General features: G+C 68.4%; 14 protein-coding genes. 8 read left to right on the forward strand and 6 right to left on the reverse strand.

From position 1 onward, the window contains the following. Together ACWEOO_RS04170 and ACWEOO_RS04175 are read left to right on the forward strand one after the other, a co-directional pair. Window positions 1–128, forward strand: a 128-nt coding sequence (locus tag ACWEOO_RS04170; protein WP_452142040.1) for an IS3 family transposase, incomplete at its 5' end; no start/stop codon positions are given. Window positions 129–201: 73 nt separating this feature from the next. Beyond that, a complete protein-coding gene (locus ACWEOO_RS04175) occupies window positions 202–672 on the forward strand; it encodes a UPF0158 family protein (RefSeq protein ID WP_452141713.1) in 471 nt (156 codons plus the stop codon). A gap of 243 nt (window positions 673–915) precedes the next feature. On the opposite strand, the gene ACWEOO_RS04180 is transcribed toward ACWEOO_RS04175, so the two are convergent. Further along, on the reverse strand, window positions 916–1,461 hold the full coding sequence (locus ACWEOO_RS04180) for a hypothetical protein (protein ID WP_452141714.1): 546 nt from the start codon (window positions 1,459–1,461) through the stop codon (window positions 916–918). Window positions 1,462–1,957: 496 nt separating this feature from the next. Here ACWEOO_RS04180 and ACWEOO_RS04185 point away from each other — a divergent pair, with 496 nt between their 5' ends. Both ACWEOO_RS04185 and ACWEOO_RS04190 read left to right on the forward strand, forming a co-directional pair. After that, entirely contained in the window at window positions 1,958–2,275 is a 318-nt protein-coding gene (locus ACWEOO_RS04185) for a hypothetical protein (RefSeq protein ID WP_452141715.1), read from the forward strand. Between the two features lie 630 nt (window positions 2,276–2,905). Continuing rightward, window positions 2,906–3,130 (forward strand): hypothetical protein, encoded by a 225-nt coding sequence (locus ACWEOO_RS04190; protein WP_452141716.1) that lies wholly within the window; start codon window positions 2,906–2,908, stop codon window positions 3,128–3,130. A 465-nt stretch (window positions 3,131–3,595) separates the two neighbouring features. Here the strand turns inward: ACWEOO_RS04190 and ACWEOO_RS04195 are convergent, their stop codons facing one another. The 3 genes from ACWEOO_RS04195 to ACWEOO_RS04205 all read right to left on the reverse strand — a co-directional run bounded on the left by ACWEOO_RS04195 (window position 3,596) and on the right by ACWEOO_RS04205 (window position 6,518). Continuing rightward, complete coding sequence (locus ACWEOO_RS04195) at window positions 3,596–4,237, reverse strand: O-methyltransferase (protein ID WP_452141717.1); 642 nt, start codon at window positions 4,235–4,237, stop codon at window positions 3,596–3,598. Window positions 4,238–4,300: 63 nt separating this feature from the next. Then, complete coding sequence (locus ACWEOO_RS04200; RefSeq protein WP_452141718.1) at window positions 4,301–4,975, reverse strand: class I SAM-dependent methyltransferase; 675 nt, start codon at window positions 4,973–4,975, stop codon at window positions 4,301–4,303. Then, the gene (locus tag ACWEOO_RS04205) at window positions 4,968–6,518 is read right to left on the reverse strand and encodes an ATP-dependent DNA ligase (protein ID WP_452141719.1); all 1,551 of its coding nucleotides are present in this window, start codon (window positions 6,516–6,518) and stop codon (window positions 4,968–4,970) included. Before ACWEOO_RS04205 ends, ACWEOO_RS04200 begins: the two co-directional genes overlap by 8 nt. A 112-nt stretch (window positions 6,519–6,630) precedes the next feature. Here ACWEOO_RS04205 and ACWEOO_RS04210 point away from each other — a divergent pair, with 112 nt between their 5' ends. Then, window positions 6,631–7,536, forward strand: a complete 906-nt coding sequence (locus ACWEOO_RS04210) for a hypothetical protein (RefSeq protein ID WP_452141720.1) — start codon at window positions 6,631–6,633, stop codon at window positions 7,534–7,536. Between the two features lie 3 nt (window positions 7,537–7,539). Here ACWEOO_RS04210 and ACWEOO_RS04215 read toward each other — a convergent pair whose 3' ends face one another. After that, window positions 7,540–8,508, reverse strand: a complete 969-nt coding sequence (locus tag ACWEOO_RS04215; RefSeq protein ID WP_452141721.1) for a Dyp-type peroxidase — start codon at window positions 8,506–8,508, stop codon at window positions 7,540–7,542. A gap of 46 nt (window positions 8,509–8,554) precedes the next feature. Here ACWEOO_RS04215 and ACWEOO_RS04220 point away from each other — a divergent pair, with 46 nt between their 5' ends. The 3 genes from ACWEOO_RS04220 to ACWEOO_RS04230 all read left to right on the forward strand — a co-directional run bounded on the left by ACWEOO_RS04220 (window position 8,555) and on the right by ACWEOO_RS04230 (window position 11,534). Then, window positions 8,555–9,769: a CPBP family intramembrane glutamic endopeptidase gene (locus ACWEOO_RS04220; protein WP_452141722.1), complete on the forward strand. Its 1,215-nt coding sequence runs from the start codon at window positions 8,555–8,557 to the stop codon at window positions 9,767–9,769. Window positions 9,770–9,813: 44 nt separating this feature from the next. After that, window positions 9,814–10,539 carry an HAD family hydrolase gene (locus ACWEOO_RS04225; RefSeq protein ID WP_452141723.1) on the forward strand — a complete coding sequence of 242 codons (726 nt, stop codon included), beginning with the start codon at window positions 9,814–9,816 and terminating at the stop codon, window positions 10,537–10,539. Between the two features lie 92 nt (window positions 10,540–10,631). Then, complete coding sequence (locus tag ACWEOO_RS04230; RefSeq protein WP_452141724.1) at window positions 10,632–11,534, forward strand: endonuclease/exonuclease/phosphatase family protein; 903 nt, start codon at window positions 10,632–10,634, stop codon at window positions 11,532–11,534. Window positions 11,535–11,596: 62 nt separating this feature from the next. Here ACWEOO_RS04230 and ACWEOO_RS04235 read toward each other — a convergent pair whose 3' ends face one another. Then, complete coding sequence (locus ACWEOO_RS04235; RefSeq protein WP_452141725.1) at window positions 11,597–12,556, reverse strand: sigma-70 family RNA polymerase sigma factor; 960 nt, start codon at window positions 12,554–12,556, stop codon at window positions 11,597–11,599. Window positions 12,557–12,676: the final 120 nt, after the last annotated feature.

The raw sequence follows: 12,676 nt of genomic DNA on the forward strand, positions 1-12,676 counted from the left end.
CCACCAGCGCGCTCTTCGACTACATCGAGGGCTGGTACAACACCCGCCGACGCCACTCCACCCTCGGCTACCTCAGCCCCGCACAGTACGAATCCACCATCCCAGTCACCGGCAAGCAGATAGCCTGACCACCTCACACCGACCCTGTCCGTCGAAACGGGTCTATCCCAGCAGCCCGGAACAGGGATCTACGCTGGACGAATGCTCGACCTAGCCAAGCTCGACGTAGACGAGATCGCAACCGCGCTGTCGGACCAGACTGACTACGAACACCGCTGGCTGATTGACCCGAACACAGGCCAGATTGCGTTCTGGACATCTGATGCCGGGATCGATGGGGAGAACCCTGTCGAGCTTGACGAGTTGGATCTGATTTCCATCGATCCGCTCCCTTCCTATGTCTGGTACCAGGACATGGCTGACTTCGCGGAGGGGCTCAGCGACGAGCGTGTCGGACGACGGTTGGAGCGGGCAATCCGCGGCAAGGGAGCCTTCCGCCGATTCAAGGACGAGCTGTACGAGGAACACGCCGAGCTGGTGCCGGTCTGGCATGCCTTTCGTGACGTGCGAGCCAAGCGCCGAGCCGTCGAGTGGCTGCTGGACGAAGGGCTTATCGGCGACGACGCAGTCCGCGATTTCGTCACCAACCACCCCGAGCCCGACCTGCCCTAACTCGCCCGCGTACATGACGCAGGGCCAGAGTCGCTGTGCGGGCCGTGGCTGCCGAGCCGCAATCCCTCCTGGAGACGTCCACAACCCGGGTGATCTCGATCCACTGACCGCAGGACCGGACGCCCAGGCGATCGCTCAACCGGTCGTCGAGTTGCGCTCGTTGATGGGCATCGAGACCGCGACCTGACCGACGTCCGGATTTGCCGCATAGTGCGCGGTCGGTCCGCGCTACTGCCGCTCAGGCTAGAAAGAGGGTGTGATCCCCCCGGCGGCGTATGACTCAAGACTGTTGGCGAACAGTTCAAGGAACGCCGAGAAGTTCGCTGCCAGCCTCTGGACCTGGCGATCCGTAGTCGGGCAGAGCACTCCAGACTCGATCGCTGCCTCCTCGATCCTGAAGACTGGCGAGTCTTCCTCCACGCCTACGACGTAGAGGGCGCCGCCGCCGTCAGAGCCGATCACCAGGATCTCGACCCGCTGGCCCCCGAGCTCCAGCCAGCGGGGGTACCTGTCGGCATGTTTCGCGGCTACCCACGTTGCCGGTCCGAGAAAGTAGCCGTTCCAAACATCGGGCAGGCTCACCTCGTCGATGACGTTGAAGAACTCCACGATCGATGGCGGAACCTGTGTGCCGGGTCCGAGTTCCTGGCTCAGCTGGGAGCCACCTTGCCCGGTGCCAGGCACGACGACGTTGACGCCAGGCGGGTAGCCGTATCGCTTGTCAAAGCGCTCCAGCAGCTGCTCGCTGGAGCGGCTCACCCGATCGGACCACGCAGCGAGATCAGTCATCGGCCCAGCATGCCCACCTTACGGACGAAACGCACTCATCTGCCGCGTTCCGCGCACTGTCATGCCGATGTGCGGTAGACCGCGTTGATGGAAGACTGCGCGATGTGGTCACGCCTGAGCACCCACTGCTTCCGTTTCTCGTAGACCTGGAGTCGCCGTACAAGGCGAGTGTTCCCAGCGACAACTACGACCCACGAGAGTTGATCCGCTACGCGCTGGGAGCCTCCGACTACTGGGCGGACCTCGCTCTCAGTTGGCTAGATCGGGGCGCACCATCCGACGGACTGGACGGTGCTCTGCTCGACCTGGAAGGCCAGCGTTCGCGACCTCAGTCCCTGCGACACCACGCCCGTCGGCTTCGGAAAGCCCGCTGAGCGGAACGCACTCTCATGCCGCGATGGGGATGGAGGCGTCCGACAAGGCCCCGACTACTGCGGCGAACGTCGTCCAAGTGTGTTAGGCCGGTACCACTTCGCCGACAACCTGAGGAAGGGCAATGACACCTGCACATCTTGCCGTCGAGAACGAGGACCTGCCGAGGCTCCGAGAGCTGCTCGATGGCGGTGTCGACGTCGAAGAGCTCGATGGCGGTCTGACCTTGCTCCAGCACGCGGTCAACGTCGAAATCGACGGACACGCTCAGACCGGCGAACCGCTTCACGTCGACGTCACGGCGTACCTCCTCGCCCGAGGCGCAGATCCACTTGCATCGCCTGTAGGCGGCGGGGTTGGCTCTGCTCTCCACATGGCTCAGCTCAGTGGCCATTGGCTTGCGGTCTCCCTGATGGAAGCCTTCCCTGCGCGGGACGCGTAGATCCAACGCCCGGATCTGGCAGCCTCGATGCGCGCACTTCATGCCGAACTTCGGTTGGCGCCTTTTGGGTCAATCGAACCAGTTGAAGAGTAGATCTCCGAGGCGGGCCGGCCGGTGGTACTGGATGTCTCGATGCTGAGGCTCGGTCAACAGAGCGGTGTGTTCGGGCGCCAGTGGCGTCGCGAGTGCGTCAGCCGATGCAACGTCCAAGCCAGCATTGCGAAAGGCTTGAGCGTGCGGCACATCGCAGAATTCCAACGGCCCCAACAGTGGAACACCGCAATCACGGGAGGCGGCCACAACGCCAACCGCTGCGTTGAGCAAGATCCGAAGCGGGTCCCCATCCCCGTACTGGACACGGACGAAGTAGTAGCTCCATCCCGGTCCAGGCGGCTTGACCTCGCCCAGGACGCGGCCATCACGCAGGGCTCGATGCACACCTCCGAGCCAACGCCGCCTCAAGTCCCCATCGCTGGCGCCCCGCACCGCCGCAGGGTCAACGCTGCCGATCTGCACTCGGGCAGCGTCTCATCAATCGCCCGGACATAGCCGCGATCCGCTCACATCCACAGCGGCGCGGCCCTGCTCCAGCGGCTGGATGGTGGCTTGGCGGTCCGTTACTGTCCGATCGTGAAGAGAGCTCTGCGCATACTCGGTCTCGCCTGCCTTGGTGTGGCCGCGGGGTGGGTGTTGCTGGGGCTCCGGGCTTCAGGATGGAACCTGCGCGGTGCGTGGCGGTCCGTGCAGGTGATGTTCGATAAACCCAAGAAGGATCTTCCGCCAGGCGCTTTCGACATGACCAAGCCGCTCTACGTCGCGGCCATCGGAGTCTTGCTCCTGTCCCTGGCTTCCTGAGCACCTCTGGTTGCCGAACGTCCGGATTTGCCGCTGTCGGTGGGGCGCGGAACTGCCGACGTGCGGAGCCTGATTTGACCGGGTTACCGTGACGGGCATGTTCTGTCCCCGTTGCGGTGCGTCGACTCAGGTCCGAGAAGGCACGCTCTACTGCACGGCAACGGACATGGGTTTCTCCCAGGTCGTTGGCACAGGTCTGATGGAGTTGGTGGCCAAGCCACCGGCTCGGCCTACCGCCTCACGCGTCAAATGGGGCGGCTCGTGGCATTGCCCAGCGGATGGAAGGCCGATGTGCGAGACGGATGGAGCCGTGACATGCGATACGTGCGAGCGGTCGCTTCCTCCTCGTCTGCTCTACCAGCTGGTCGAGTTTCACGTCCACCGATGACCCTTCGGACGCACTCATCCGCCGCTGAGGGAGCGCGCCCGGTCGGGCCGAGCAGATGGTGTGGTTGGCCATGAGTGTCACCGATGTCCTGAGACATCACACACCCGGGTCCCCACCAGCAGCGAGTTCCGCAGGTCCGGGAGCACCACCTCGGTCGAGATGAGCCGGGGATCGTCGAAGAAGAAGTCCCGCTTCGGATCGTGCGTCAGGTACGGCGAATCGGACGGCAGCAGGCCCACCGGCGTCACGTCGTCGTTCACCAATCGCCCGCCGACCCGGATCAGGTCGATCATCTCCGCCGGCTGGCTGCCGCCGTCCGCGAACAGCAGGTCGAAGGGCGCCCGGCGCGCCAGTTCCTCGAACGCTTCCCCATGAACCACCTCGACGCGTGGCTCGTCCGCGAAGACCTGCCGTGCGGCAGCCGCCTTGGTCTCGTCGAGCTCAACCGTCACGAGCCGGCAGTCGGCGGGCATCGCCGCGGCCATCCATGCCGCCCCGAAGCCGACGCCCGTACCCGCCTCGCCTATCAATCCACCCCTGCATCCAGCAGCCAGCACCGCGAGGAACTGCCCGACCGCCGGCAGGCAACAGGAAGGCCCGCCGCCCGCCCGTGTCAGCGGCATCCCGACGGCGACCGCCGCCTCCCGCGCGCGCATCACCAGCGCGGGCCACTCCGGCACGCGGCCGTCAGCAAGCCAGCTGGCCAACTGTTCCCCCAAGCGAGGTCGGTCCTCGCGCATCGCGACCGCGTGCGCCCATCGGGCACACCTTAATACCGCGGCTCAGTCGCGCAGGTACTCCGCACGCCACCGCAGGACGCTGGGGTCGGTAGGGCTGGGGGATTGGATCAGTTGGATCCGGTGCAGGTCTGGGGTGGTGAAGGACTCGATGGTGGCTCGGGTGAGTGGCCAGGGTGGGCCCTCGATCGCATCGTCCGGCTGGTCGTCGGCGCGGGCCGCGGCGATCACCAGCAGGGTGCCGCCCGGGGCGACGAACTCCGTCACCTGCTTGACCGCCTCGGGCTGCAGGATGATCGGCAAGGCCTGCACGGTGTAGATCTCGACGACGAGGTCGAACGCGTGGTGCCAGGCTGCCGGTGGCGCGAGGAGATCGGCGACGCGATAGTGCGTTGTGGAGTCCGGATGGTTGCGATGCGCGGCCTCGATCGCGCTCGGGGAGATGTCGAACGCGGTCGTGTCGTACCCGCGGTCGGCGATCAGCTCGGCGTCCCAGCCGGTACCCGCGCCGACGACGAGCGCGGTCTTGTCGGCGCCGTCGGGCTCGGACTCCTCGATCCACTCGCGCAGCAGCTGATGCGCCGTCCCGCGATCCCACGGGACGACCGCGGAGCCGTCGGCGGCCGCGGCATACAGGTTCTCGAACCAGCCCGTCGGGTCGTCGCGGTCCAGCGACTCGCGCGCGATCCGCCGCGAGACGACATCGGGATCCTCACTCATCGTTGCCCACGCTCTCCCCAGTACCCAGGTGGATGTCCCGCACCGTCTGGACAGTATCGACGTCGGCGGGCTTCTTGTCCTCGCGATATCGCAGCACCCGGGCGAACCGCAATGCCATCCCGGCCGGATACCGCGGCGAGGTCTGGACCCCGTCGAACGCGATCTCCACGACCACCTCCGGCCGGAGGTAGACGGCCCAGTCGTCCTGCCGGACGGCGAGCTGCTGGAACCGCTCGGTCTGCCATCGCAGCAGCTCGTCCGTGAGCCCCTTGAACGTCTTCCCGAGCATCACGAACTCGCCGGTCTCCTCGTCCCGCGCGCCGAGATGCAGGTTCGACAACCAGCCTGTCCGCCGTCCGTGTCCCCACTCCGCCGCGAGCACGAGCAGGTCGAGGGTGTGGGTCTGCTTCACCTTGACCCAGCCCGACCCGCGCCGGCCCGCCTCGTACGGCGCGGTCAGCGACTTCACCACCACGCCTTCGTGGCCGCGGCGCACAGCGTCCGCGAAGAACGCCTGCCCGGCCTCGGCGTCCTCGGTCACCAGCCGGGGAATCCGCCGCTCCTCGGGCACGAGCTTCGCCAGCCAGTCCTGCCGCGCCGCCCCGTCGAGCCCGAGCAGGTCCTGCCCGTCCTGGTGCAGGATGTCGAAGAAGTACGGCGTCAGCGGCACCGAATCCGGCCCCGTCGCGGCGCGCGTCGCCGTCCGCGACCCGGTCACCTGGAACGGCTCCGGCCGACCGTCGGCCCGCAACGCGATCAGCTCACCGTCGAGGACGACCTGCTGTGCGTCGAGCGCGAGGACGGCGCTGACGACCTCCGGCACTCGGGTGGTGATGTCGTCCAGCGTCCGCGTGTAGACGACGACCTGGTCGCCGTCGCGGTGCGCCTGGATCCGGATCCCGTCCAGCTTCCACTCGAGCGCCGCCGGCGTCCCCGTCTTCGCCAGGGCCTCCGCGACAGTCGTCGCGGACTGCGCCAGCATCGGCTGCACGCCGCGCCCGACCTCAAGCCCGAACTGCGCCAGCCCCGCCTCGCCCTCGGTCAGTACGGCGACGGCGACCGGAGCAGCCGCCCCGCGCAACATCGTCGCGGCCCGGATCCCGGCCAGCGGAATGCCGGTCGCGCGGGCGACCGCATCGGCCATCACACCGTCGAGTGCGCCCTGCCGCAGCTCGCCGCCGACGAGGAGCCGCAGGAACCGCTGCTCATCGGCCGTCGCCCGGCCGAACAGCGCGTCGACAGCCTCTCGGCGCCGAGCCTGCACGCCGGTGCCCGACATCTCGGCGAGGCCGGCGAAGGCCGCGTCGACCTCCTCGACCGTCAACGACGGCGCGGCCGCCGGCTCCGGAACCTCCGTCAGCGTCCGCCAGCCCACCCCGGTCCGCCGTTGCCGCAGCTCGCCGGACAGGTACGTCACCACGATCTCGATCTCGGCCGGCTCCGTGGCCTTGGACAACACGTCGGCGATGAACTCGGCCTTCTTCAGCCGCGACCGGGTCCCGGCCAGCGCGGCCGACGTCTGGACCACCTCGGTGAGCAACATGCTCCCAGTCTGTCGCACCGCGCCGACAATCCCCGATCACGCAACTTCCACGGAGCGGTGCGCATCGTTGTCTGGGAGAGCGGTTGTCGAAGGGGGAGTCGAGATGCGGCGGATGATTACAGTAGCGGCGGGCCTGGCCCTGGCTGTTCCGGTCCTGACGAGTATGGCTCCGGCGTCAGCGGCGCCAAGGGCGAGCACCTGTCAGGTGCAGGCCGGTGCGCTGACAGCGGGCGGCGACACCGTGAACCGCTACGTGGTCGCGACGTCGCCGGTCACGGCGAGCCCGGCAACCGTCATGGCCAAGCAGGCTTTCGGCGGTCGCAGCATCTCACTCAGCAGCCAGTGGGTGTGGGACGACGACTTCGGCGACGAGATGTCGCTGAACGGCCATGTCGTGAGCGGCGGCGCGATGTACCAGGCGAACCAGTGGGTCGAGAAGGGGACCGGCGGCGAGGTCCTCAGAAGCAGCATGACCCGGATCGGCGGCGGCTGGGACGTGTTCCGCACGCTGACGCAGTCCTGGTCGCTCGACGATCCGAGCTGGCGGGTGTACGCCCTTCGCAACGACGGCACGCTCTTCCGCTGGCACGTCAACCCGACGAACGACGGCGTCGAGCACTGGGAGGCCGCCGGTTCGTATCCCGGCTTCTCCGCCGTCAAGGCTGTCACCCTGCTCAGCCGTACGTCGACGTACGACACCTTGCTGGCGACGACGCGGGGCGGCGCGCTCTACACGATCCACATTCCGCTCAGCCAGCCGATGAAGCCCGTCGTGAAGCCGCTGCGGACCAGCACCTGGCAAGGGTTCGAGACGCTGATGGCGAGCCGCTGCGGTCAGTACGGCACGCTGCTGCTCGGCATCGACAAGGACTCCGGCTCCGGGTACCTGTACGCCGTTGGGCACGCCAACGGAACCGCGACGGTGATCAACAGCCTCGGCAAGGCTCCGGCGACCTTCGGCGACCCGGTGGACTTCAGCTGGGGCAGTGTCGTCGACGCGCCACTGTTCGGTGAGTAGCTGTCAGGGCGCCGGCGGCAGGTCGTCGAGGAAGTCCGCCGGCGGTGTGAAGAACAGCCCGCCGGTGACCGCGGTCGAGAAGTCGAGCAGCCGGTCGTGGTTGCCCTCGGGCACCCCGATGAACATCCGCCGCAGCATCAGCTCGGTCACCGCCGGCGTCTTGGCGTACCCGATGAAGTACGTGCCGAACTCCTGCGTGCCGACGGTGCCGAACGGCATGTTGTCGCGCAGGATCTGCAGCTCGTTGCCGTCCTCGTCCTCGATCACGTTGAGCACGATGTGCGCGTTGCCGGGCTTGCGGGCGTCGTCGAGCTCGATGTCGTCGAGCTTGGTCCGCCCGACGGCGAGCTCCTGCTGCTCGACGGTCAGCCCGTTCCAGGCCTTCAGGTCGTGCAGGTACTTCTGCACGATCACGTAGCTGCCGCCGCGGAAGTCCGGGTCCTCGTCGCCGATCAGCACGGCGTCGCGGGCCTCATCACCGGCCGGGTTCTCGGTGCCGTCGACGAACCCGAGCAGGTCGCGCATCTCGAAGTACTTGAAGCCGTGCACCTCGTCGACGACCGTCGCGGCGCCGTCCAGAACGTTCATGATCTGGCCGGCGAGCTCGAAGCACTGGTCCTGGTGGGCGGCGCGGATGTGGAACAGCAGGTCGCCGGGCGTCGACGGCGCGTGGTGGGTGGCGCCCTTGAGCTCGGCGAACGGGTGCAGCTCGGCGGGGCGCGGGCCGCTGAACAGCCGGTCCCAGACCTCCGAGCCGATGCTGGTGACGCAGGACAGGTTGCCGGCCGGCACCCGGAAGCCGACCGAGCGGACCAGGCCGCTCAACCGCTCGAGCAGGTCGCGGGTGCGCTCCTCGCCGCCCGGCTCGACCTGCACCACCAGGAAGATGGCGGAACCGCTCAACGGCATCAGCACGGACTGCGGCAGCGCGCTCGTCGCCCGGCTCGTGTCCGGCGTCGGTTCAGTAACCACCGTGTTCTCCCTCCGTCCAGTTGGCCCGATCTTCTAGAGTCCAGTCATGGACCCGCAGCAGCCCGGGCCGTCTCCGCAACCGGGCCCATACTCCCAGCCGGGGCAGCCTCCACCGCCGCCGCCCCACCCCGGCCCCTACCCACCTCCGGGTCCGTACGGCCCGCCGGTCCAAGATCCGGGTCAGCAGCCGCCCCAGTATCCGGCGCAGTACCCGCCTCCGTACCCGCCTCCGTACCCGCCGCAGTACCCGCCGCCGTACCCCCAGCCGTACGGCGGTTACCCGCCGGCCGCGTACCGCGAGCCCCGCATCGTCCCGGCGCCCGCGGGGACGCCGTTCCATCGCCTCGCCCGGACGCCGAAGCACGCCTGGTGGCGGCCTGTCGTCGGGACGCTGCTGCTCGGCGCGCTCGGCTTCTTCGTGACATCGCTCGTCGCGGTCGTCTGGGCGATCGCCCACCGCTTGCTGGCCGGTCCGTTCCCGGCGCCGAGCGGCGCCGACATCTTCCCGAGCGACACGGAGAACCTCGCCGTCACGCTGGTGATGCTCGCCGTCCTGACGCCGCTCGTCGGCCTGACCGCGTGGCTGGTGCAGCGCCGGCCGTTCTGGAGCGTCGCCTCGGTGCTGAACCGGATCCGCTGGCGCTGGCTGCTGTGGTGCTGCCTGCCGGCGCTCGGGTACATCGTGCTGACGTTCGCGATGGGGTTCCTGGTCGACGCCGTGTTCCCGCCCGAGGACGCGATCGGGACCAGCGGCGGGGACTGGATCGGCTGGGGCGCGTTCGTCGTTCCGGCGCTGGTGATCGTCCTGCTGGTGCCGTTCCAGTCGGCGGCGGAGGAGTTCGTGTTCCGCGGCTGGCTGATCCAGGCGGTCGGCGCGTACGGCCCTGACGACCCGAACGGCCGGGCACACCGGCTGCGGACCGTCTTCCGCTCGCCGTGGCCCGGGATCGTGATCGGCGGCGCCGCGTTCGTGTCGGCGCACGGGTACAGCGGGTGGGCGATGGCGGACATCTTCCTGTTCGCGGTGACGGTCGGCTGGCTGACGGTCCGGACCGGGGGACTGGAGGCCGCGATCGCGCTGCACGCGCTGAACAACCTGATCGCCTTTCTGTTGCCCGCGGCAACTGGCCGGGGTGATCAGTGGAACGTGCAGGGCGGCGCGCCGTGGACGTTGTTCGTCGCGGACATCCCGTGCCTGGCGTTCTACGCGATCGCCGTCGCCTGGCTGGCCCGCCGGCAGGAGATCGCCCGGCTGAGCTGAAAAGCAGGCGAGAACTGTCGGCCGGCTCTGGCAGGCTGTGCCGGGTGACGAACGCGAAGATCGAAGCCGTCCTGTTCGACTGGGGCGGCACGCTGGCGACCTGGCACGACATTTCTCTGTATGAGACCTGGCGGGCGGTGACTGCGCTGCTCCACCCTGACAACCCCGGCAACGCCGACGAGTTCGCGGCGCGGCTGGTCGCGGCCGAGGGGACGGTCTGGCGGCGTTCCCGCGACGAGCACCGCAGCAGCACGCTCGAGGAGGTGTGCGCGCTGGCCGAGGTCGTGATGACCCCGGCGGCCCTCGCGGAGTATGAGCGGCAGTGGGACCCGCACACCGAGCTGGAGCCGGACGCCGTCGACACACTGCAGGCTCTGCGCAACCGCGGCCTCAAGGTCGGCGTCCTGTCGAACACGCTCTGGCCGCGGCGACGGCACGAGGAGGTCTTCGCGCGCGACGGCGTGCTCGACCTGCTCGACGGCGCGGTCTACACCAGCGAGATCGCCCACACCAAGCCGCACCCGGAGGCCTTCCTGGCCGCGATGCGGGCGGTCGGGGTGTCCGAGCCGTCCCGGTGCCTGTTCGTCGGTGACCGGCTCTTCGACGATGTCTGGGGCGCGCAGAACGCCGGCATGCGTGCCGCCCACCTGCCGCACAGCGCGATCCCGCAGGAGCAGATCGGGCACACCGAAGGCACGCCGGACGCGACCGTCCAGCGCCTGGCCGAGCTGCCCCCGCTGATCGACTCCTGGAACGAAGCGGCAGCCTGACCTCACGTGCGCGACGCGCTACGGCTGGCAACCGTTCACCGGATCTGGTTAACGTCCAACCTCCTTGTCATCCGCCCTTGGAGGTTTTTGACATGTTCACCACGCGCCGTCGGCTCGCCGCGCTCGTCGCGGCCGCCGTTGCCGGCCTGACGCTCGCCAGCGGGGTGTCGCAGGCCGCCCCAGCCTCGGAGCAGGCCGCTGCCACGAGCGGCCCGCTGCACGTCATGTCGTACAACCTGCGGTATGCCAGCGACACCCCGCCGAACACCTGGGCGGACCGGCGTCCCGTGATGCGGGAGCAGCTGCGGCAGGCGCGCCCGCAGCTGCTCGGGACCCAGGAGGGGCTGTACTCCCAGCTCCAGGACATCGCCGCGGACCTCGGTCCGTCGTACGGCTCGATCGGCCTGGGGCGGGAGGGCGGCAGCAAGGGGGAGTTCATGATGATCTTCTTCGACCAGCGCCGGCTCCGGCCGGTCGAGTTCGACCACTTCTGGCTGTCGGACACCCCGGACGTGATCGGCTCGAAGACCTGGGGCGGCTGCTGCCCACGGATGGTCACCTGGGTCCGGTTCGAGGACAAGGCGACGTCGAAGCAGTTCTACGCGGTCAACACCCACCTGGAGGCGTACGACGCGACGGCGCGCTCGAAGTCCGCCGACCTGATCCTGCAGCGGATCGCCGGCTTCGACCCCGCCCTGCCGGTCATCATGACGGCCGACTTCAACGAGGCGGCGAAGCCCAGCCTGACGGTCTACGACAAGCTCGTGACGAGCGGGACCTTCCAGGACACCTGGCTGACCGCCGAGCGCCGCAGTGCGCTGTACGCCACCTTCCACGGCTACAAGCCGCTGACGCCCAACGGTGACCGGATCGACTGGATCCTCACCACACCGGGCCTGCGGGTCCCGAAGGCGAGTATCAACACCTTCAGCAAGGACGGCCAGTTCCCGAGCGACCACCTGCCGGTCGAGTCCTGGATCGAGCTGGGCCGGTAGAAACCGAAGGACCCCCGGGCCAGATCGTGGCCAGGGGGTCCTGAGGGGTTTCGGTCGGTGTGTTACGCGGCGAGCGTCGGGTCGGCCAGCAGGCGCAGGCGGCCCAGCGCCTCACGCTCGATCTGGCGCACCCGCTCCGCCGAGATGCCGTGCACGGCGCCGATGTCGGCCAGCTTGGCCTGGCGGCCGTCGTGCAGGCCGTAACGGCGCCGGATCACGTCCGCGGACCGCGGGTCGAGCTGGTCGACCAGACTGAACAGTCCCGAGCGGTCGGACGCGTCGGCGACCAGCTGGTCCGGACCCGGCGCGGTCTCGGCCGCGATCAGGTCGCCCAGCGAGGTCTCACCCTCGTCGTCGACCGGGCTGTTCAGGCTGATGTGGTCCCGGCCGATGCGGATCAGTTCGGTGACCCGCTCCGGGTCCAGGTTCAGCTCGGCTGCGATCTCGTCGATCTCCGGCTCCCGCCCGAGCTTGCGCTCCAGCGTGCGCCGTGCGGACCCGATCTGGTTCAGCTGCTCCACCACGTGCACCGGCAGCCGGACCACGCGGGCCTGCTGCGCGATACCGCGGGTGATGGCCTGCCGCACCCACCAGGTCGCGTACGTCGAGAACTTGAAACCCTTCCGGTAGTCGAACTTCTCCACCGCCCGGATGAGTCCCGTGTTGCCCTCCTGGACCAGGTCCAGCAGCGGCATCTGGGAACGTCCGTACCGGCGGGCGATCGACACCACGAGCCGGAGGTTCGCGGTCACGAACCGCTGCTGTGCGCGCCGGCCCTCTTCGGCCAGCCACTCCAGCTCCTCTTCCGTGGCATATTTGGGCGCTCCGCCCTTCTTGCGTCCAACCCGCCCCTCGGCCAGCAGTTGCTCCGCGAGGAGTCCTGCTTCGACCGTCTCAGCGAGCTCGACCTCTTCCTCAGCCGTCAGCAGGGGTGTGCGCGCGATCTCTTCGAGATAGAGACCGACACTGTCCTTGCCGTCGATACCGTCGTCCGTGCTCCGGACACGAGTCGTGCGAGCCACCGAAACTCCCTTCGTCGTTACATGGAGAGCAACGCTCGAGTAGGGTTCAAGATTCCGGTACCAGTGTGTAAACACCCTGAAGGTTCCCTGAGAGTTCCCGGCAGCGAATCCGCCGTGGAA

The sequence above is a fragment of the Kribbella sp. NPDC004138 genome (assembly GCF_053603655.1).

Bases quoted from the DNA above. Each gene is read 5' to 3' on its own strand.
- ACWEOO_RS04175 (WP_452141713.1), top strand. From the start codon at position 202: ATGCTCGACCTAGCCAAGCTCGACGTAGACGAGATCGCAACCGCGCTG.
- ACWEOO_RS04180 (WP_452141714.1), bottom strand. From the start codon at position 1,461: ATGACTGATCTCGCTGCGTGGTCCGATCGGGTGAGCCGCTCCAGCGAG.
- ACWEOO_RS04185 (WP_452141715.1), top strand. From the start codon at position 1,958: ATGACACCTGCACATCTTGCCGTCGAGAACGAGGACCTGCCGAGGCTC.
- ACWEOO_RS04200 (WP_452141718.1), bottom strand. From the start codon at position 4,975: ATGAGTGAGGATCCCGATGTCGTCTCGCGGCGGATCGCGCGCGAGTCG.
- ACWEOO_RS04205 (WP_452141719.1), bottom strand. From the start codon at position 6,518: ATGTTGCTCACCGAGGTGGTCCAGACGTCGGCCGCGCTGGCCGGGACC.
- ACWEOO_RS04210 (WP_452141720.1), top strand. From the start codon at position 6,631: ATGATTACAGTAGCGGCGGGCCTGGCCCTGGCTGTTCCGGTCCTGACG.
- ACWEOO_RS04220 (WP_452141722.1), top strand. From the start codon at position 8,555: ATGGACCCGCAGCAGCCCGGGCCGTCTCCGCAACCGGGCCCATACTCC.
- ACWEOO_RS04230 (WP_452141724.1), top strand. From the start codon at position 10,632: ATGTTCACCACGCGCCGTCGGCTCGCCGCGCTCGTCGCGGCCGCCGTT.